Source organism: Nocardia amamiensis NBRC 102102 (assembly GCF_001612745.1).
GTDB lineage: Bacteria > Actinomycetota > Actinomycetes > Mycobacteriales > Mycobacteriaceae > Nocardia > Nocardia amamiensis.
The window spans coordinates 1-16406 of the sequence record NZ_BDBA01000114.1 but is presented as its reverse complement, the minus strand read 5'-3'; the positions used below and the strand labels follow the sequence as shown (position 1 = coordinate 16406).

Annotated in this window: 18 protein-coding genes and 1 pseudogene; 13 read left to right on the top strand and 6 right to left on the bottom strand. The window is 67.2% G+C overall.

Annotated features, from left to right (window positions below; genetic code table 11):
• Nucleotides 1–67: 67 nt before the first annotated feature.
• A complete protein-coding gene (locus tag NA4_RS21180; protein ID WP_245671518.1) occupies nucleotides 68–1915 on the top strand; it encodes a hypothetical protein in 1848 nt (615 codons plus the stop codon).
• A gap of 35 nt (nucleotides 1916–1950) precedes the next feature.
• Here NA4_RS21180 and NA4_RS21175 read toward each other — a convergent pair whose 3' ends face one another.
• Complete coding sequence (locus NA4_RS21175; RefSeq protein WP_067472609.1) at nucleotides 1951–2403, bottom strand: MarR family winged helix-turn-helix transcriptional regulator; 453 nt, start codon at nucleotides 2401–2403, stop codon at nucleotides 1951–1953.
• Nucleotides 2404–2504: 101 nt separating this feature from the next.
• Between NA4_RS21175 and NA4_RS21170 the strand changes: the two genes are divergently transcribed.
• From NA4_RS21170 to NA4_RS21140, 6 genes are all read left to right on the top strand, one after another.
• Nucleotides 2505–3806 (top strand): Dyp-type peroxidase, encoded by a 1302-nt coding sequence (locus NA4_RS21170; RefSeq protein ID WP_067472554.1) that lies wholly within the window; start codon nucleotides 2505–2507, stop codon nucleotides 3804–3806.
• 808 nt (nucleotides 3807–4614) lie between these two features.
• Complete coding sequence (locus NA4_RS21160; RefSeq protein ID WP_157129187.1) at nucleotides 4615–6282, top strand: sigma-54-dependent Fis family transcriptional regulator; 1668 nt, start codon at nucleotides 4615–4617, stop codon at nucleotides 6280–6282.
• A gap of 116 nt (nucleotides 6283–6398) precedes the next feature.
• Nucleotides 6399–6623 (top strand): hypothetical protein, encoded by a 225-nt coding sequence (locus NA4_RS21155; RefSeq protein ID WP_157129186.1) that lies wholly within the window; start codon nucleotides 6399–6401, stop codon nucleotides 6621–6623.
• A gap of 191 nt (nucleotides 6624–6814) precedes the next feature.
• A complete protein-coding gene (locus NA4_RS21150; RefSeq protein WP_444980041.1) occupies nucleotides 6815–7675 on the top strand; it encodes an alpha/beta fold hydrolase in 861 nt (286 codons plus the stop codon).
• Complete coding sequence (locus NA4_RS21145) at nucleotides 7672–8700, top strand: VOC family protein (RefSeq protein WP_245671516.1); 1029 nt, start codon at nucleotides 7672–7674, stop codon at nucleotides 8698–8700. The genes NA4_RS21150 and NA4_RS21145 overlap by 4 nt, the downstream gene beginning before the upstream one ends.
• Nucleotides 8697–8978, top strand: a complete 282-nt coding sequence (locus NA4_RS21140; RefSeq protein WP_067472542.1) for an FAD-dependent monooxygenase — start codon at nucleotides 8697–8699, stop codon at nucleotides 8976–8978. Before NA4_RS21145 ends, NA4_RS21140 begins: the two co-directional genes overlap by 4 nt.
• 44 nt (nucleotides 8979–9022) lie before the next feature.
• Here the strand turns inward: NA4_RS21140 and NA4_RS21135 are convergent, their stop codons facing one another.
• On the bottom strand, nucleotides 9023–9658 hold the full coding sequence (locus NA4_RS21135; RefSeq protein ID WP_067472540.1) for a TetR/AcrR family transcriptional regulator: 636 nt from the start codon (nucleotides 9656–9658) through the stop codon (nucleotides 9023–9025).
• 195 nt (nucleotides 9659–9853) lie between these two features.
• On the opposite strand from NA4_RS21135, the gene NA4_RS21130 reads away from it, so the two are divergent.
• Together NA4_RS21130 and NA4_RS21125 are read left to right on the top strand one after the other, a co-directional pair.
• Entirely contained in the window at nucleotides 9854–10348 is a 495-nt protein-coding gene (locus tag NA4_RS21130) for a hypothetical protein (protein WP_067472538.1), read from the top strand.
• 23 nt (nucleotides 10349–10371) lie between these two features.
• On the top strand, nucleotides 10372–11658 hold the full coding sequence (locus NA4_RS21125; protein ID WP_067472533.1) for a YhgE/Pip domain-containing protein: 1287 nt from the start codon (nucleotides 10372–10374) through the stop codon (nucleotides 11656–11658).
• 41 nt (nucleotides 11659–11699) lie between these two features.
• On the opposite strand, the pseudogene NA4_RS21120 reads toward NA4_RS21125, so the two are convergent.
• Nucleotides 11700–12047 (bottom strand): annotated as a pseudogene (locus tag NA4_RS21120) (carbohydrate ABC transporter permease); the annotation flags it as partial.
• Between the two features lie 65 nt (nucleotides 12048–12112).
• Complete coding sequence (gene fabG, locus NA4_RS21115; RefSeq protein WP_067472531.1) at nucleotides 12113–12865, bottom strand: 3-oxoacyl-ACP reductase FabG; 753 nt, start codon at nucleotides 12863–12865, stop codon at nucleotides 12113–12115.
• A gap of 117 nt (nucleotides 12866–12982) precedes the next feature.
• Between fabG and NA4_RS21110 the strand changes: the two genes are divergently transcribed.
• Complete coding sequence (locus NA4_RS21110; RefSeq protein WP_067472529.1) at nucleotides 12983–13459, top strand: SRPBCC family protein; 477 nt, start codon at nucleotides 12983–12985, stop codon at nucleotides 13457–13459.
• Nucleotides 13460–13603: 144 nt separating this feature from the next.
• On the opposite strand, the gene NA4_RS21105 is transcribed toward NA4_RS21110, so the two are convergent.
• The gene (locus NA4_RS21105; protein ID WP_067472527.1) at nucleotides 13604–13786 is read right to left on the bottom strand and encodes a hypothetical protein; all 183 of its coding nucleotides are present in this window, start codon (nucleotides 13784–13786) and stop codon (nucleotides 13604–13606) included.
• 253 nt (nucleotides 13787–14039) lie between these two features.
• Here NA4_RS21105 and NA4_RS21100 point away from each other — a divergent pair, with 253 nt between their 5' ends.
• The 3 genes from NA4_RS21100 (at nucleotide 14040) to NA4_RS21090 (ending at nucleotide 15869) form a co-directional block, all read left to right on the top strand.
• Entirely contained in the window at nucleotides 14040–14660 is a 621-nt protein-coding gene (locus NA4_RS21100) for a TetR/AcrR family transcriptional regulator (RefSeq protein WP_084497301.1), read from the top strand.
• Nucleotides 14657–15460: an SDR family oxidoreductase gene (locus NA4_RS21095; protein WP_067472523.1), complete on the top strand. Its 804-nt coding sequence runs from the start codon at nucleotides 14657–14659 to the stop codon at nucleotides 15458–15460. Before NA4_RS21100 ends, NA4_RS21095 begins: the two co-directional genes overlap by 4 nt.
• Nucleotides 15461–15641: 181 nt before the next feature.
• Complete coding sequence (locus NA4_RS21090; RefSeq protein ID WP_067472520.1) at nucleotides 15642–15869, top strand: hypothetical protein; 228 nt, start codon at nucleotides 15642–15644, stop codon at nucleotides 15867–15869.
• Nucleotides 15870–15898: 29 nt separating this feature from the next.
• On the opposite strand, the gene NA4_RS21085 is transcribed toward NA4_RS21090, so the two are convergent.
• The coding region (locus NA4_RS21085; RefSeq protein ID WP_067472517.1) for a hypothetical protein at nucleotides 15899–16406 on the bottom strand (508 nt) is incomplete at its 5' end.

The window sequence follows — 16406 nt, the reverse complement described above, 5'->3', positions numbered from 1 at the left end:
TAAGCCGGGGAAACACCGGGGCGAGTGGAATGGGTTCCGGAGCCGACCGGCGCTACCGTGGGATGACATGGACACTGCCGCGCTCGTCGTGCCGGAGCCCGTGCGCGTCCCTCGGCCGCCATCGTCGGCGACGGTCCGCTTCGCCCGCAGGATTCGGGATGCGCGGCCGGTGGTCGTCGCGGCCGGATGTCTCATCGTGGCGCAGCTGGCGATCCGCTGGTGGGTAGCCGACAGCGGCTACTTCTATTGGGACGATCTCATCCTGGTCGGCCGAGCGGCCCGATTCCCGCTGTGGTCGGCGGATCTGCTGCTGTACAACCATGACGGGCACTTCATGCCCTTGGCCTTCGCCACCGCGTGGGCGGTGACCGCGATGGCGCCGCTGGCCTGGGCCGGGCCGGTGGCCGTGCTGCTGGTACTCCAGCTCGCGGCATCCGTGGCGGTACTGCGGATGCTGCTGGTGTTGGTGGGCGTGCGGTGGACGATCCTGCCCCCGCTGGTCTTCTATCTGTTCTGCCCGCTGACGCTGCCTGCGTTCGCGTGGTGGTCGGCTGCCCTGAACGCGCTGCCTCTGCAATTCGCCGTCGCCTGGGTGATCGGCGATGCGATGCTGCTGGTCCGCAGCGGTCGGCGCCGGTACGCCATTTCCGGGACCGTGGTGTTCGCGGTGGCGCTGCTGTTCTTCGAGAAGTCGGTGATCGTGCCGATAGTCGCGTTCGCGGCAGTGGCCCTGGCTCGCTATGTCGATGGTGGCGAGTCCCCGATTCGTGTGGTCGCGCGACGCGGTGCGGCACTGTGGGCCGGATCCGGCTCGGTGCTGGCCTGCTGGCTGATCGGTTATCTCGCGGTGGTCGGCGGCCCCGTCGTGCCCGACGACCTGCGCGAGCTGCGGGATCTGCTGCCGGGCGCGGCATCACTCGGCATCGTCCCGGCATTGTTCGGCGGCCCTTGGGTCTGGGAGCGGTGGTTACCGTCCACACCGTGGGCGGATCCGCCGGACTGGGCAGTGCCGGCGGCGTGGCTCGCGTTGGCCGGGCTGATGGTCTGGTCGGTCCGCGCCCGGCTGCGGGTGGTTCCGGTCTGGCTGGCGATCGTGGCCTACATTCTGGTCGTCCAGCTAGCGGTGGCGCTGGCGCGCAGCGGACCGAATACCGCGGCGGAACTGATGCAGTCCCTGCGCTACTTCGCCGACCTGGCGGTGGTGCTGGCTGCCGCGGGTGCGCTGCTGGCGCGTGCCCGGCCGAAACCGTCACGCGGATCGGTGTCGTTCCCGGGGCGCCGTGTCGTGGTCGCCGCGCTGGTGGTCTTTCTCGTGAGCAGTCTGTGGTCCACCTATACCTTCGTGCGATCGTGGCGGGTCGGCCCGACCAGAACGTATGTGACGAACGTGAAATCAGCGCTGGCCGGGTGGGACGGTGCACCACTGCTCGAGCAGGAAGTGCCGTGGCATGTGCTGAATCCCCTGGCCTATCCCCAGAACCTGACCAGTCAGGTGCTCTCGCCCGTCGCCGCTCCCGGCGCTTTCGCCGACTCGACGCCGCATCTGCGGATGATCACCGACACCGGAGAGATCGTCGAAGCAGTGGTTTGGTGGAATCGAATCATCCTTCCCGGTCCGCAGCCGGGCTGCGGGTACCGGATCACCAACGCCGCGCCGGTCCATCTGCACCTGGACGGGCCTATGTTCGAGCACGAGTGGACCGCGCAGCTCAACTACTTCGCCAACCAGGACGGCCGGATAACTGTCGGCTTCGAGCACGGGAAAGCCGTTGCGGCCCCGGTCCGGGAGGGGCCGAATACGGTATTCGTCCGGATAGTCGGCGGCGGCACATCGCTCCGGATCGCTTCTGCCACACCAGGTCTCGATCTATGCGTTGGCATCGGACCGGTCGGTGTCGCGTCGTATGACAAGTGATTTCTCTGAAGCCGAGTCGACGGCGCATCGGCGAATTACCGCCCGGGTATCCGATTCTGCGCGAATGCGAGCGCAATTGCGGCGCCTATTGTCCGCTGGATCGGATCCCCCTGCGCTCCGAACAGGCGCTCGTCGACATCGGAGACCACCTGCTGCGCGTCCCCGAGCAGGCGGGCACCCTTGGCGGTGAGCTCGATGGTCGACGCGGACCCCGCGCGCGCCGTGCGATCCCGGACGAGCCCGGCGCCGATGAGGGCCTTCACCGCGGTGTGGACGCCCTGCACGCTGATGCCGGACATCCGTGCCAGATCGCTGAACGACACCCCGGGCACGCTGCCGATATGACCGAGGAGACCGAGCCTGGCGACGGTGAGATCCAGCGGCGCGAGCGCGGCCGCGAGTTCGGCCTCCACGCGCCGCGCCAGCATCAGCACGACGATCGATGCGCTGGTCGCTGGGAAGCCGGGGCGGCCGTTGTCGGTGGTCACCACTTCAGTCTCTCGCACGGCCTCGGCCAGCCGATCCGGGTAGGCCGGGCAACCTTCAATCTGGTTGAAGATCACATGCGGCTCGAGTACGCTCGGCGCGTATGAGCGAATCTACTACCAAGAGTAGTAAGGATGATCCGTCGTGGCGGGTGTCGCGGCGCGGCCTTTTCGGTTCGGCGCTCGCCGCCGCCGGTGCGGCGACGGCCGGTGTCGCGACTGGCCGGATGATCGGCGCGGAGCCCGCCGGGTCCCATGTCGAGGCATTTCATGGGGCCAGGCAAGCGGGCATCGCGACTCCGGCGCAGTCGCATGCGCTGTTCTTGGCCTGCGATATCGCGCGGCCGGATCGCGCGGCGCTGCGGGATCTGCTCGCCGGATGGACGGCCACGGCGGCCGCGCTCGCGGCTGGTGACCCGGCTCCCGAAAAGCCTGGCACACCACCGGGATTCAGTGCGCACACCGACTTCGCCACCGGCCTCGATCCGGCCCGGCTGACGGTGACGTTCGGTCTGGGCCCGAGCATCTTCGACGGCCGGTTCGGCTTGGCGGACCGTCGACCGGAACACCTGCATGCACTGCCCGAATTCGCCGGAGACGCTCTCCAGCCCGCGTGGAGCGGCGGCGATGTGCTGGTCCAGATCTGCGCCGACGATCCGCAGATCGTCAGCCACACCTTTCGCGCCTTCCGGGCACGCATGCCAGGTCTCGCACGCATGCGGTGGACACAGCAGGGCTTCCTCAGCCGACCGGGTGCCGGAACGCCACGAAATATGTTCGGGCACAAGGACGGTACGGCCAACCCTCGCGCCGGAACGCCGGAGTTCGATCGCGCAGTATGGGTCGCATCTCCCGGCGAGCCGGATTGGTTCCACGGCGGAACCTACCTGGTATTCCGCAAGATCCGGATGAAGACCGCCGAATGGGACCAGCTGCCGATCGCCGAGCAGAACCGCATCATCGGCCGCCGCCGCGATGACGGCGCCCCGCTCGGCGGGCGCACCGAATTCGACCCGATCGACTTGGATGCCCGGTCTGCGGACGGTGATCTCGAAATTCCCGCCGACGCCCACGTGCGACTCGTCCACGGCATCCCGATGCTGCGCCGCGGCTACAACTACGACTACGGCGTCCTACTCGCCGGCGCCTCGGAATCCGCACCGCCGCACGAGCACCCGGCGGGCACCGACCCGAACCACACCCACGGCGGACACAACCAACTCGACGCGGGCCTGCTGTTCGCCGCCTACATGAACAACCCGCCGAACCAATTCATCCGAGCCCAGCGCGCCCTGGCCGCCACCGACCGGCTCAACGGCCTGATCCAGCACACCGGCAGCGCCATCTTCGCCATTCCCCCCGGTGCCGCGCCAGGCGAGCCCATCGCGGCGGCCCTCGGCGTCTGATCGTGCGACGAGTGCGCTATTGCGGTCCGCCCTCGGGCGCGCTGAGCTCGAGGAGGCTGCCGACGAGGGAGCGCACGTCGGGAAACCCCAGGACACGAGCAGCGACGCGGAGATCGTCGAGCGTGAACGGATTCGTATCGGCTGCCGGTATCCAGTGTCTGTTCGGAAGCCGGCCGCTGTCGGTGGCGCGAGAGGTCATTCTGGCATACGGCAACTGGACCACTTCTCTTTCCGGTGAACTGCCCGGACCGGCTATCGGTCGCGTCGTGCACGACCGGCGGATCCGGCGCTTCAGGTGCGATGGTTACGCGACACAGCTGGTCGCGATCCGTGCTCCTGGGTCTTGCGGACATCGTCGGGCGTTCGGGACGTCAGGAGAGCGACCGCCGTGTACGGCAAGTCCTCGGTGACCGGCTGTCACTCTCCTGACGCTCCCGGCGCCATTGCCGGGAAACTCGGCGCCATTGCCGGTCCGATCGCCTGGTAACAAAGTTATGACGCTGCGCGGCCCGGGTGCTGTTCAGTTTCTGGACAATGTTGCGGCGAGGTCACAGGCGAACGGCTGGCGTGACCCACCATGGGCGGGCAGGTAACGAAGGAGGAACCTAAACCCTCTGACCTCGCGATTCGCGTCGGCGCGGTGGCGGCCGTGACAGGTGCTGTGATAGCCGACCAGTATCTGATGTGATGTGAAACACTCATGATGAGTACTCTGGATTTCGCACATGGCAAGGCCACGCGCGGCGGCCATGGATCCGATCTCGTGTCGGAGTCTGTGACAGCCGCGAGGCAGCACGTGAGGAGTGAGGTGTCCTCGATTCACGACCCCGGAACCGGAGCGTTGGTGACGCGACCGGAAATCGAGCTGTCGTGGAAGCGTTCGAAGCTCTGCGGCGTAGCGCCCGAGTTCGACGGTTTCGCCGATCTTCCCGTGGCTGAATTCGATCCAAGCAGCCGTCTCGTCGAAGCCGCCGCGGTGGTGCTGGATCGCATGGCCGAGACCCTCACCGGCACCGCGTTCAGCTTGTTGCTCGCCGACCGTGACTGCCGTTTGGTGTACAGCTGGTTCGACGACCCGCAGTTCGAATCCGCGCTGGTCAAGCTCGGCGTCCGGGATGGAGTCAGCCTGGCCGAAGAGACGATCGGAACCAATGCGCTGGGCACGGCGATCGAAACCCGGCAGGGGATCATCGTTCATGGCGCCGAGCACTACATCGAACCCTTCAAGGCGTTCACCTGCTACGGCCACCCCATCCGGCACCCGGTGACGCGGCGGGTGGAGGGCGTCCTCGACATCACCGGCTCATCGTCGGCGGTGAACCCGCTGCTGGCTCCGTTCCTGATGCGGGCCGCGGAGGACATCGAGCAGCGGTTGCTCGACCAGTCGAAGGCATCGGAGCGCGCCCTGCTCGCCGCCTTCCAGTCGGTCTCCCGGCAGCGTCGCGCGGTCGCCGCCGTCGGCGACGACATCGTGCTGACCAACAAGTCGGCTCTTGATCTGCTCAGTCCGGCCGATTACGCCGTGCTGCGGATGCTGACCGACGATCTCGAACGCGGCGCCCACGCCACCGACCTGACCCTCGCCTCCGGCGTCGCCGTCCGTGCTCACCTGGCACAGATTGCCGGGGCCGGCGGCGGCACCCTGTTCCATTTCGAACCGATCGACTCACCCGGCGCCCGCCCCATGCGCCTGGCCCCGCGGCGGGATGTCGAGGCCACGACTCGCACCGGGCCCATCCTGGTCGCCGGCGCCCGCGGCACCGGGCGCAGTACCGAGGCGCGCAGACTCGCCCGAGAGGACACGGTGGAGTTCCGCAGCGGCGCCGACGTCGCCGTCGAGGGCGAGCGAACGTGGGGGAAGCGGCTGCGTGAGCGGCTGGACCAACCCATCGGCACGCTGTGCGTGGACAATATCGACCTCCTGCCGGAATCGCTGGCCGACATCCTCACCGAGGCTGTTTCCGCCGGCCGTGGCCCGCGGCTGATCCTCACCTCGCCACCGCTGTCCGAGCTGCGCGGTGCGCATGCCGCGTTGGCCGCGGTGTGCCTGCAGCGGGTGGAGTTGTCCCCGCTGTGCCACCGGGGACCCGAACTCGCGGCGATCGCGGAACGCCTTGTACGGGAATTGGATCCCGCTGCCCACATACGACTGTTGCCGAGCGTGATCGAAGTCCTGGCAGCCCAGCCATGGCCGGGGAATCTGCATGAGCTCAAGGCCGTGCTGGCGCACGTGGTGCGGCATCGGCGCGCAGGCGACGTGACCGTCGGCGATCTGCCGAGGCCCTATCGCGTGGCTTCCCGCGTGCGGCATCTGTCCGGCCGGGAGCGTGCCGAACTCGAGGCCATCATCGAAGCCATGCGCCGCCACGACGGGAACAAGCTCAAGGCGGCGCGAGATCTCGGCATCAGCCGCACCACGTTGTATGCCAGGCTCAAGGCATTGCGGATCACCGACGGCGGACTGTCCATTTCCTGAACACTGCGCAGCCGCGTCGCGTCCCTAGCGTTGGTGGAGTCCACACCACATGCGAAGAGCGCGATGTCAGGAGGCACCAGGATGACCGCGGTAGCAGAAGTCCCGCCGCAGCCACGGTGACACCGGATTCTGTGTGGACCGGCATGCCGGCGGGGCGGATCCGGCGCATCACGATCGAATCGGGCGCCCTGAAATTGGCATTTCGCGCCTCGGATGACCATGCCAGGAGCGTCTCGGAGGCGCTGCGGCGTACCTGCCCGCACCTCGACCTGGTCGTCACCGTCGACGACGACGTGGACGAGCATCTGCCGCAGCTGCCGTGCGCCGGGCTCTGGGAATAGGGCCGTAGCCATCGGACAGCTGCGCTCGAACAGGCTGCTCGGGCGGCTGATGTCCCATTTCGTCCCGTCGTGCCACCCTTGAGATGACGACAGCCACGGTCCTGACAATTTCATCATTTTCTGCTTGACAGATGCTTTCCTCGTACCTGATGATTTCATCAGTAATGGACGTGGAGGTAGCTGTGACGAGCATCGACAAGGGTGTGGGCACCGGGCGGACGGTCCGGGTCGGCGGGCGCGAGATTTTCTTCAGCGAGGCCGGGGCCGGTCCCGCGGTGGTGCTGCTGCACGGTGGCGGGCCCGGGGCGACCGGGCTGTCCAACTACTCCCGCAATATCGACGCGCTGGCGAGGCATTTCCGGGTGATCGTGCCGGACATGCCCGGCTACGGGCGGTCGGCGAAGTGGGTCGATCAGTCCGATCCGTTCGGCTACCTCGCGCGGGCGGTCGCAGGTCTGCTGGACGAACTCGGCATCGCCTCGGCGCATATGGTCGGCAACTCCTACGGTGGTGCGGCGGCGCTGCGGCTGGCGATGGAGCGGCCGGCGAAGGTGGGCCGGATGATCCTGATGGGTCCGGGTGGTGTCGGCACAACACGCGCGCTCCCGACCAAGGGCCTGCAGGAGCTGCTGAACTATTACCCGGGCAGCGGACCGAGCCGGGAGAAGATCATCCGGTTCATCCGCGAATACCTGGTGTACGACGGGTCAGCGGTGCCCGACGAGGTGATCGAGCAACGCTACCGGGCCAGCATCGATCCGGAGGTGATCGCGAATCCGCCGCTGCGCCGCCCGTCCGGACCGCTGGCGCTGCGCACCCTGTGGCGGATGGATTTCACCCGCGACGCGCGCCTGCGCGAGGTCACCCATCCCACGCTGGTGATCTGGGGTGCCGCGGACAAGGTCAACCGTCCCGAGGGCGGTCGCATGCTCGCCGACGCGATGCCCAACTGCGACCTGTACCTGTCGGCCAATACCGGCCACTGGGTGCAGTGGGAGCGGGCGGACCTGTTCAACACGCTGGCCACCGAGTTCCTCCAGGCGAGCTCGTGAACGGCTTCCTGCGGCCCAACACCGACGATTCCGTCTTCGGCGCGGTCCACCTCGGCTACATCGCGGTGGAGTCGCAGCGGCTGAACGACTGGCGGCGGTTCGGCGCGGACGCCATCGGGCTGCACGTGGACGAGCTCCGCGCGGATGTCCTGCGCTTCCGCCTCGACGACCACGCCTGCCGATTCCTCATCCGACGCGGCCCTGCGGAGGATGTCACCGCGTTGGGCTGGCAGGTCGACGATCACGAGAGCTTCGACCGCATCATCGCCCGTGTGGCCGATCGCGGCGTGCCGATCATCGAGTGCACACCGGAGGAGGCGGCGCTGCGCGGTGTGCAGCGATTGTGGCGGTTCCCGGGGCCCAAGGGCATCGCGCAGGAGATCTTCACCGCGCCGGTGACCACACCGGAGCCGTTGCGGATGCTCAGCTCCGGCTGGATCACCGGTGCGGCGGGCATGGGACATGTGGCGATCGTGTCGCGCGAGCCGGAAGCGATGCGCGGCTACTACCACACGGTCTTCGACTCGCGTCTGACGGACTACATCGACGAGAACGTCTCCGGGCTGAAGATGAAGATCCGATTCCTGCGCGTCAATGAACGCCATCACTCGATCGCGATCGCCGATATCCGGGGCGTCAAGATCGATCCGATTCGCACTCGGGTGCAGCACATCAACATTCAGTCCGCCACCCTGGACGACATGCTGGCCGCCTACGGCCGGGTGACCGCTCTCGGTTTCCGCATGGCGTGGTCGGTCGGCCAGCACACCAATGATCGCGAGCTGTCGTTCTACTGCGTGACGCCGTCCGGTTTCGAGCTGGAGGTGGGCTGGAATCCGGTGGTGATCGGTCCCGAACTGGAATCCACCTGGGAACCGACGACGTATCAAGGCATCAGCATCTGGGGGCACACCACGGTCGGGGAGACGGTACTGGACAAGTTCGCGCAGTTCCGCCAAGCGCTGCGGACCGTGCGGACGCCGGAGACGACCGTTCCCGAACTGGCGGGAGGACTGTCGCGATGACAACCACGGATTTCGACGTCGTGATCGTCGGCCTCGGCCCGACCGGCCTGACCCTGGCCAATCTGCTCGGCCGGCGCGGGGTGAGCGCGCTGGTGCTGGAACGCGAGCCGGAGCATTACGGGCTGGCGCGTGCGGTCTACACCGACGACGAATGCATGCGCGTCTTCCAAACCGCGGGTGCGGCAGAGGAACTCGCCGCCGACATGAACATCGACTGCACCGTGCAGTGGGTGCGCGGCGATGGCCGGGTGCTGGCGCAGTTCGCCGGGTCCAGGTGAACCGCGACGGGAGGCCTGGCCCGCCGCCCAACTCGGCGGCAGGCCTACAGCTGTGGCTGTGGCGGAAGCGGCGTCGAGGTGAGCTTCTGCGCCGCCCGTTTGGTCATGCCGAACATCCGCAGGACATGAAACGTCATCTCGTCCGACAGCGCTCCGGCGTCGGCGTCCGGCCGGGCATCCAGCATCTGCAACAGGCCCAGCAGCGACCCGCCCGCGGCCATGACCGCCATGTCGGGATCCATCGGCTCGAATCGGCCCGCCTCCTGCGCGGCGATGATGTCACGACGGGCGCGCGGCGCCAGCCCCTCGTCACGCAGCAGCACCGACATGCCGGAATTCAGCAGCACCCGGACCATCTCCGGCACCTGCCGTTGCAACCGGCCGGTCATGCGGAAACTCACCGCGAACACCTCGGCCGGGTCGTCGTACAACGCCACGATGTCGTCGCGCATCTCGCTGTAGACCAGCAGCACCGACCGTATCGCCTCGTCGAACAACTGCTCTTTCGACTGGAAGTGGTTGTAGAAGGTGCCGAACCCGACGTCGGCGGCATCGGTGATCTCCTGGATGCTCACCGCGGAACGACCCTCGGACAAGAACTTCCGCGCCGCGCCCAGCAGCGCGTTGCGGGTGCGTTCCCGGCGCCGGTCGATGCGGTTGCGCACCGCGGGTTCTGTCATCGGTCCTCCGATCCTGCGATACCGTTACCGGAATCGTATCTGAGGAAACCATCAGATTCGATCGCGACTTCGGTACGCCTGGTGTGTCGTGCGCTACACCCCGCAGCACGCCAACGACGGCCGGTGCGGCCCGGCCAGCCGTCAGCTGATTCCACCACTCCCTTGTGCTTCTCGATCCGGAAAGTGAGGACGTCCGTGCCCGAATCCCGCTGGACCGCCCGCGTACAGATGAACCGCCGCCGCGTGCTGGGCGGCGCCGCCGCGGGAACGCTCGGTGTCGCCGCGGCAGTGCGGACGATGCCGATCGCCCAGGCCGCTCCAGCCCGAACCCAGCAGCCCGCGCCGTCGGGCACCTACCGGATCGACGTGCACGCGCATTTCCTGCCGCCGGACTACCGCGCGGCCCTGCTCGACCACGGCCACGTCACCGTCGGCGGATACCCGACACCGGACTGGTCGCCGGAGCAAGCGCTGGCGTTCATGGACTATTACGGGATTCAGGCCCAGGCGTTGTCGGTGTCCGACCCGGGCGTGTCCTTCCTGCACCCGTCGCGGCAGCCGCACCGGCGAAACTCCGAATCCACGTCCGGTCGGCGGCCGCACCACTGGGTAAAGATAGCTCTGCGTTCGCCGAACCGGCCTCACGCGAACAAGCACGCCGATCCCGACAACCGAACACGCCACCGCTAGTACGCCGTGAAAGGAACGGTCCCATGGCAGCGAAACCGACGCGTGCACGCACGTGGATCCAACCCGTCGTGGTGCTCACCCTGCTCATGGCGTTGCTGTCCACGATGTACCTCGGCTACGTCGTCAACCCGGAGAAGAATCTGCACGACCTGCCGCTCGCTCTGGTGAATCAGGACGAAGGCGACACACTCGACGGGAAACCGGCCAACGTCGGCAATCAGATCACCGAGGCGATGACGGCGAACATCCCGGCCGACAAGGTCGACCTGCGCGTCGTCGGTATCACCGAACTGCAACGGTTGCTGCGTGATGGCAAGATCTACGGCGCGATCGTCATTCCCAGCGATTTCACCAAACGGCTCGCCATCCTCGGCGCCGCGGGTGTGGTGTCCGGCAAGGTCGATCAGCCGGTCATCACCATTCAAACCAATCCGCGTACCGGCACGTACGCCACCCAGATCACGCTTCGCATCGCCGAACAAGCGCTGGAGAAAGTCAACGCCACCGTCGGCAAGCAGCTCACCGACACCGTCGACGCCCGGCTGCGCTCCTCCGGGGAAAGCCCGCCGCAACTGGCCGGAGCCAGCCAATTGCTGCTCGCCGAACCGATCGACGTGGTCGTAGCGCCGTATCGGCCACTGCCCGAAGGCACCGGCGGCGGCCTGTCGGCCTTCTTCTACACGCTGCTGATACTGCTGGCCGGATTCACCGGCGCGATGATCATCCACACCATGGTGGATGCGTCCCTCGGATTCACCCCGACCGAATACGGGCCCTGGTACGTGCACTATCCCCCCACCCCGATCTCGCGGGTGCGCACATTGCTGATGAAATGGGGCATTCTCGCCGTCGCCGCACCGATCCTTTCCGCGGTATTCCTCGCGGTCGGAACGGCTTTGGACATGCCAATCGACAAAGCTCTGCTGTTGTTCCTCTACAGCACCTTCGCCATCCTCGCGGTCGGTGTGACCGCGTTGTCGATACTCGCCGCCTTCGGTGCGGCCGGAATGCTGGTGAACCTCATCCTGTTCATCGTTCTCGGCCTTCCCTCGGCCGGCGGCACGGTGCCGATCGAAGCGACGCCCGCCTACTTCGGCTGGCTGTCGACATTCGAGCCGATGCACCAGGTCTTTCTGGGCATTCGCGCCATCCTGTACTTCGAAGCCAGCGGCGCGGCGGGCCTGGAACGCGGAGTCTGGATGACATTGCTCGGCCTGATCATCGGCCTGTGTTCCGGTGCGGCGGTAACTGCCTTCTATGACCGAAAAGGGCTTGTGCGCAGCCCGGAACGAGCCCGCGGCGCAGAGTAGCGGAAAGCTTGCAGCGACCTGCCGCCGGAGCGTCCGAGAGCCGACAGATCGCAGCACATCCACGGCAGCGCGTACAGCACCCGTAGACCGTGCACACCGCGCCGGGCCAGCAGGGCCGCGACCGCGAATCCCAGCACGGTCTGCACCGGCACGACGATCGCCGTCAACGCCGACGTCACCAGCAGGGCATGGCCGAAGGCCGGATCCCGCAGCACCGAGCGCCAATTCCGCAGTCCCACGAACTCCATGGGCCCCAACAGGTTCCAGCTGTGCACGCTGAGCCAGGCCACCACCAGGATGGGCAACAACAGAAACGCCCCGACTCCGATCAGGCTCGGCAGCAGCAGCACATAACTCGTCACGGCACAACGAGCCCCACGCCGTCTCATGTCCTGCGACGCTACCGTCCCCGTCCGGCACCGCACGGGGACGGGCGCCGAGGGGGACCGCGCGGTCAGTCGGTGGGACCGCCCGCCACATAGATCACCTGTCCGGAAACGAAACCCGCGCCCTCGCTCACCAGGAACGACGCGGTGTGCGCGATGTCATCGGGACGGCCGACGCGCTGCACCGGGATCTGCGCGGCGGCGGCCTTCTGGAAGTCCTCGAAGGAGACGCCGACGCGGGCGGCGGTGGCCGCGGTCATGTCCGTGACGATGAATCCGGGCGCGATGGCATTCGCGGTGACGCCGAACTTGCCCAGCTCGAACGCCAAAGTCTTGGTGAAGCCCTGGAGACCGGCCTTGGCCGCCGAGTAGTTGACTTGGCCGCGGTTGCCGAGCGCCGACGTGCTCGACATGTTGACGATGCGCCCCCACTTCTGTTCGACCATGTATTTCTGCACCGCGCGGGTGAGCAGGAAGGCGCCGCGCAGGTGCACGTTCAGCACCGCGTCCCAATCGTCGACGCTCATCTTGAACAGCAAGTTGTCGCGCAGGATGCCGGCGTTGTTGACCACGACGGTCGGCGCGCCGAGCTCGGTCTCCAGCTGCCCGACCGCGGCGGAGACCGACTCCTCGTCCGACACGTCGGCGCCCAGAGCGACGGCCTGCCCGCCCGCCTCGGTGATCGCCCGGACGGTGTCGGCGCAGGCGGCCGCATCCAAATCCAGCACGCCGACTCGAAGCCCGTCCGCCGCCAATCGCGTGGCGATCGCCGCGCCGATTCCGCGCGCGGCGCCGGACACTACTGCAACTCGCTCGCTCATGAGCGCATCCCTTCGTCGATCGGATGTCGGATTCAGTCATACCGCACCGGGCAGGCCGTGGCAGTGATCAGCGGGGCAGGCTTGCTCGGTCGTCGGCCTCGATGTTTCGATCGGCATGTGACCGACGAGACCGAAGTTCCTCGCATTGTCAGCGCCAGCCGTGAAATCGCCGCGGGTGCGGTCGAAATCTTCCAGCTCATCGCCGATCCTTCCCAGCAGCCACGCTGGGACGGCAACGACAACCTTTCGGAGGCCGCGCCGGGCCAGCGGGTGCGGGCGGCAGGGGACGTGTTCAGCACGACCCTGACCAACGGGGCCGTGCGCGACAACCACGTGGTGGAGTTCGCAGAGGGCCGCCGCATTGCTTGGCGTCCGTCCGAACCGGGCAAGGAACCGCCCGGCCATCTGTGGCGCTGGGAACTGGAACCGGTGGACGATGCGCGGACTCTGGTCACCCACACCTACGACTGGACTTCGCTGACCGACGAGAAGCGTCAGGTCCGCGCCCGCGCGACCACCTCCGACAAACTGCTGGCATCCGTCGTCCGGCTCGCCGATCTCGCCGAGCGCCGGGGGATTTCGTCGCGGCAGTAGGCAATGCCGTCGCGGGTCGTGGGGGAGGCCCCGCGCATAGCGGTATACGCCGCTCAGCACACGGCTGAGCGGGCTCGACGTGGCCACCTATCGCGCGACAACCGGAATGTCCGATGCCGCGCTACCTTCCGCCGGATCGCAACGTCAGATGCAGAAGCTGAGAGCGACCGACCCCGCCGGGACGGTGAGGCATACCACCACCGGACCCAACGCGTCGGTGGTCGGTGCGGGTGAGGCCGGAGCGGCCGATGCTGCCGGAGCGAACAGGGCGCCGACGAACAGTGTGATGGCGGTTGCGGCAATCGCCTGAGCGGCTTTGGTAAACATGATGACGTTCCTTGGCTGAGCGATTTTCCCCGACCCGAGCCAGTGGTGACTCTTCTCCGATCATCCGCCGATGCGGTGGCGTAGACAAGGCTGTATCGGCGTGAACCGCCCCTGTAGCAACTCTCCAGCGATGGACTCTGTGGCTGACCAGGGCGCACTGTCCAAAAAATTCGCGGACGCGGCGAATCCGTAGCAGTCATCCGTGCAGCTAAATTAATTATCCATTTGTAAAATTATGGCTTACCCTGTGCTGGTGCCCGCTCACCGCACTCCGGATCCCGACAATCGCGTCCGCGATGCCGAACGCACCAAGCGCTGCCTGCTGGAGGCCGCCTTGGAGGAGTTCGCCGCACGCGGCTACGCGGGGGCTCGGGTCGGCGACATCGCCGAGCGAGCGGGCGTCAACAAACAGCTGATCACCTACTACTTCGGCGGCAAAGAAGGTCTTTACCAGGCGATGCGGCAGCGGTGGCTGGAGCGGGAGTCCACCATCAGCGACCCCGCGCTGCCGCTGGCGGAGGTGGTCACCAAATATCTGCGCGACGCGCTGCACGACCCGCGCGGCGTTCGCTTGCTCATGTGGCGGGCATTGTCCGATGCCACCCCATCCATCGACCAGCCGCTGACCGCGGACGACATCGCCGACACCAGGCGCCGCCAAGAGCGCGGCGAGATCGCCGCCGATCTCGACCCGGCCGCCCTTCGCCTCGCTTTGCTCGGGATGGTCGTCGTACCGGTGCTGCTGTCCGCTCAGGTTCGCGAGTTGTTCGGCATGGATGCGCAATCGGCGGAGTTCGAGCGGCATTACGGCGAACAGTTGCGCTGCCTTCTCGCCCATCTCAGCAATTCCCGTTCCGAAGGAGAAACGTCATGACCTACCTGGTCACCGGTGTCCGCGGCATTGTCGGTCGCACGGTCGTCGATCAGCTGCTCGCAGCCGGGAAGCCGGTCAGGGCGGCCAGTTCTCAACCCGACCGCGCGAGCGCCCCTGACGGTATCGAACTGGTCGGACTCGACCCGGCCGATCCGCGATCGGTCGCCGCCGCGCTCGACGGGGTGGACAAGGTCTTCTACTACGCCGCGCGCGAAGGCCTGGACACCTTCATCGACGCCGCGAAGTCGGCCGGTGTCGCACACATCGTGCTGCTGTCCTCCCTCGCGGCGGTCAGTGACCAGAACCCGATCGGCGCAATGCATCTCGCGGTGGAGAACCCGCTGCGCGAGTCGGGTCTGCCGCTGACCATCCTGCGGCCCGGCGCTTTCGCGGCCAACGCGCGCACCTGGTTTTCCAGCATCGAATCCGAGCGTGTCGTCCGGGTGCCTTTCCCAGGTCTGCAACTGACTCCGATCCACGAAGCGGATATTGCCGCCGCGGCCATCACCGCACTCGACGTCCCCGGTCACGCGGGTCAGATCTACCCGCTCACCGGACCCGAGTCCCTCTCGCATCGCCAGCAGGTCGACGCCATCGCCGCCGCCCTCGGCGAGCCCGTCGACCTCGTCGAGCTGAGCTACGAGCAGGCAGCCGACTTCTACTACCGCCCGGTGCTGGATCTCTGGGCCGCCGCCGGAACCGGACCGAGCCCGGTCGGCCCTACCGCCGAATCGGTGACCGGCGCCCCCGCCCGCACGTTCGCGCAGTGGGCCGTCGACCACGTGGACGACTACCGCTGACGGCGGCGCGGCCCGCCGAGACCAACGGGCAGCCGCGCTGCTCGAACCTGATCTGCGGAATCACCGCTGAGGCCGCGCGTGTGGTCCGCCTCGACGGGTATTCCGGCGTCACAGGGGCATGTCCTGATGGCGGGCACTCCGCTTTCGCCGCTGCATCCGGGACGGCCGAAGGAGGGCCATCATGTCGGCGCAACACCGCAGATATCTCATCGTTCTGGAGCCGGAAGCCACCGGCGGCGGCGCCACTCCGACGGCCGTTCGGCGGGACTTCTTCGAGTGGCTGGAAACCACCGATGCCCAGGTCGACCAGGACGGCGGCGCCAATCGGCTGGTCGTCAACGCTTCGCTGGATGTAGCCGAACGAATCAGAGACCTCGACTACGTTCTCCGGATCGAGCCGTACGGGTAGCGAACCCGACGGCAGGCAGCGGTGGATTCTCACACCTCCCCATCGAAGAATCCGTTCTCGTGCACGGTGACGACCACCGCGATGTCGGCGTAGGGCGCCGCACCCAGGGCAAACCTGTGCGCCAGGCGTGCCAGGCCGATTCGCTTCGCGTATTTCGTGCGGATGCCTGCCTGCACCTTGTCGAACAGCGGGCCGGTGCGCACCGATTCGGCCGTGCCGTAATGCTGCCGTGATCCCAGGGCGGGGCTGCCTCGCCAGTCGCCGGCCTGCACGATGACTCGCTGCTCGTGAGCCAGGCGTCGCGCTTCGGCCGACTGCGATGAGACCGGGAATGCCAGCCGCCCGTGGTCCACTGGTACCACCAAATGCTTGACGGTTTCAGAGCGCCGAGGTGCGGTCGGGTAGGTCACCAGCACGGTGTGCGCACCCCACCACAGCATTCCGGGGTCCCACTCGCTCGGTCGCTCCGGTATCGCGTGCGTGCGCGCCGCGATATCACCGTTGACGACATGGCCCGGAACTCCACTGCCGACTAAG

Coding starts and splice junctions, on each gene's coding strand:
- NA4_RS21140 (WP_067472542.1), top strand. CDS start 8,697: ATGACAACCACGGATTTCGACGTCGTGATCGTCGGCCTCGGCCCGACC.
- NA4_RS21105 (WP_067472527.1), bottom strand. CDS start 13,786: ATGTTTACCAAAGCCGCTCAGGCGATTGCCGCAACCGCCATCACACTG.
- NA4_RS21090 (WP_067472520.1), top strand. CDS start 15,642: ATGTCGGCGCAACACCGCAGATATCTCATCGTTCTGGAGCCGGAAGCC.
- NA4_RS21135 (WP_067472540.1), bottom strand. CDS start 9,658: ATGACAGAACCCGCGGTGCGCAACCGCATCGACCGGCGCCGGGAACGC.
- NA4_RS21180 (WP_245671518.1), top strand. CDS start 68: ATGGACACTGCCGCGCTCGTCGTGCCGGAGCCCGTGCGCGTCCCTCGG.
- NA4_RS21095 (WP_067472523.1), top strand. CDS start 14,657: ATGACCTACCTGGTCACCGGTGTCCGCGGCATTGTCGGTCGCACGGTC.
- fabG (WP_067472531.1), bottom strand. CDS start 12,865: ATGAGCGAGCGAGTTGCAGTAGTGTCCGGCGCCGCGCGCGGAATCGGC.
- NA4_RS21125 (WP_067472533.1), top strand. CDS start 10,372: ATGGCAGCGAAACCGACGCGTGCACGCACGTGGATCCAACCCGTCGTG.
- NA4_RS21170 (WP_067472554.1), top strand. CDS start 2,505: ATGAGCGAATCTACTACCAAGAGTAGTAAGGATGATCCGTCGTGGCGG.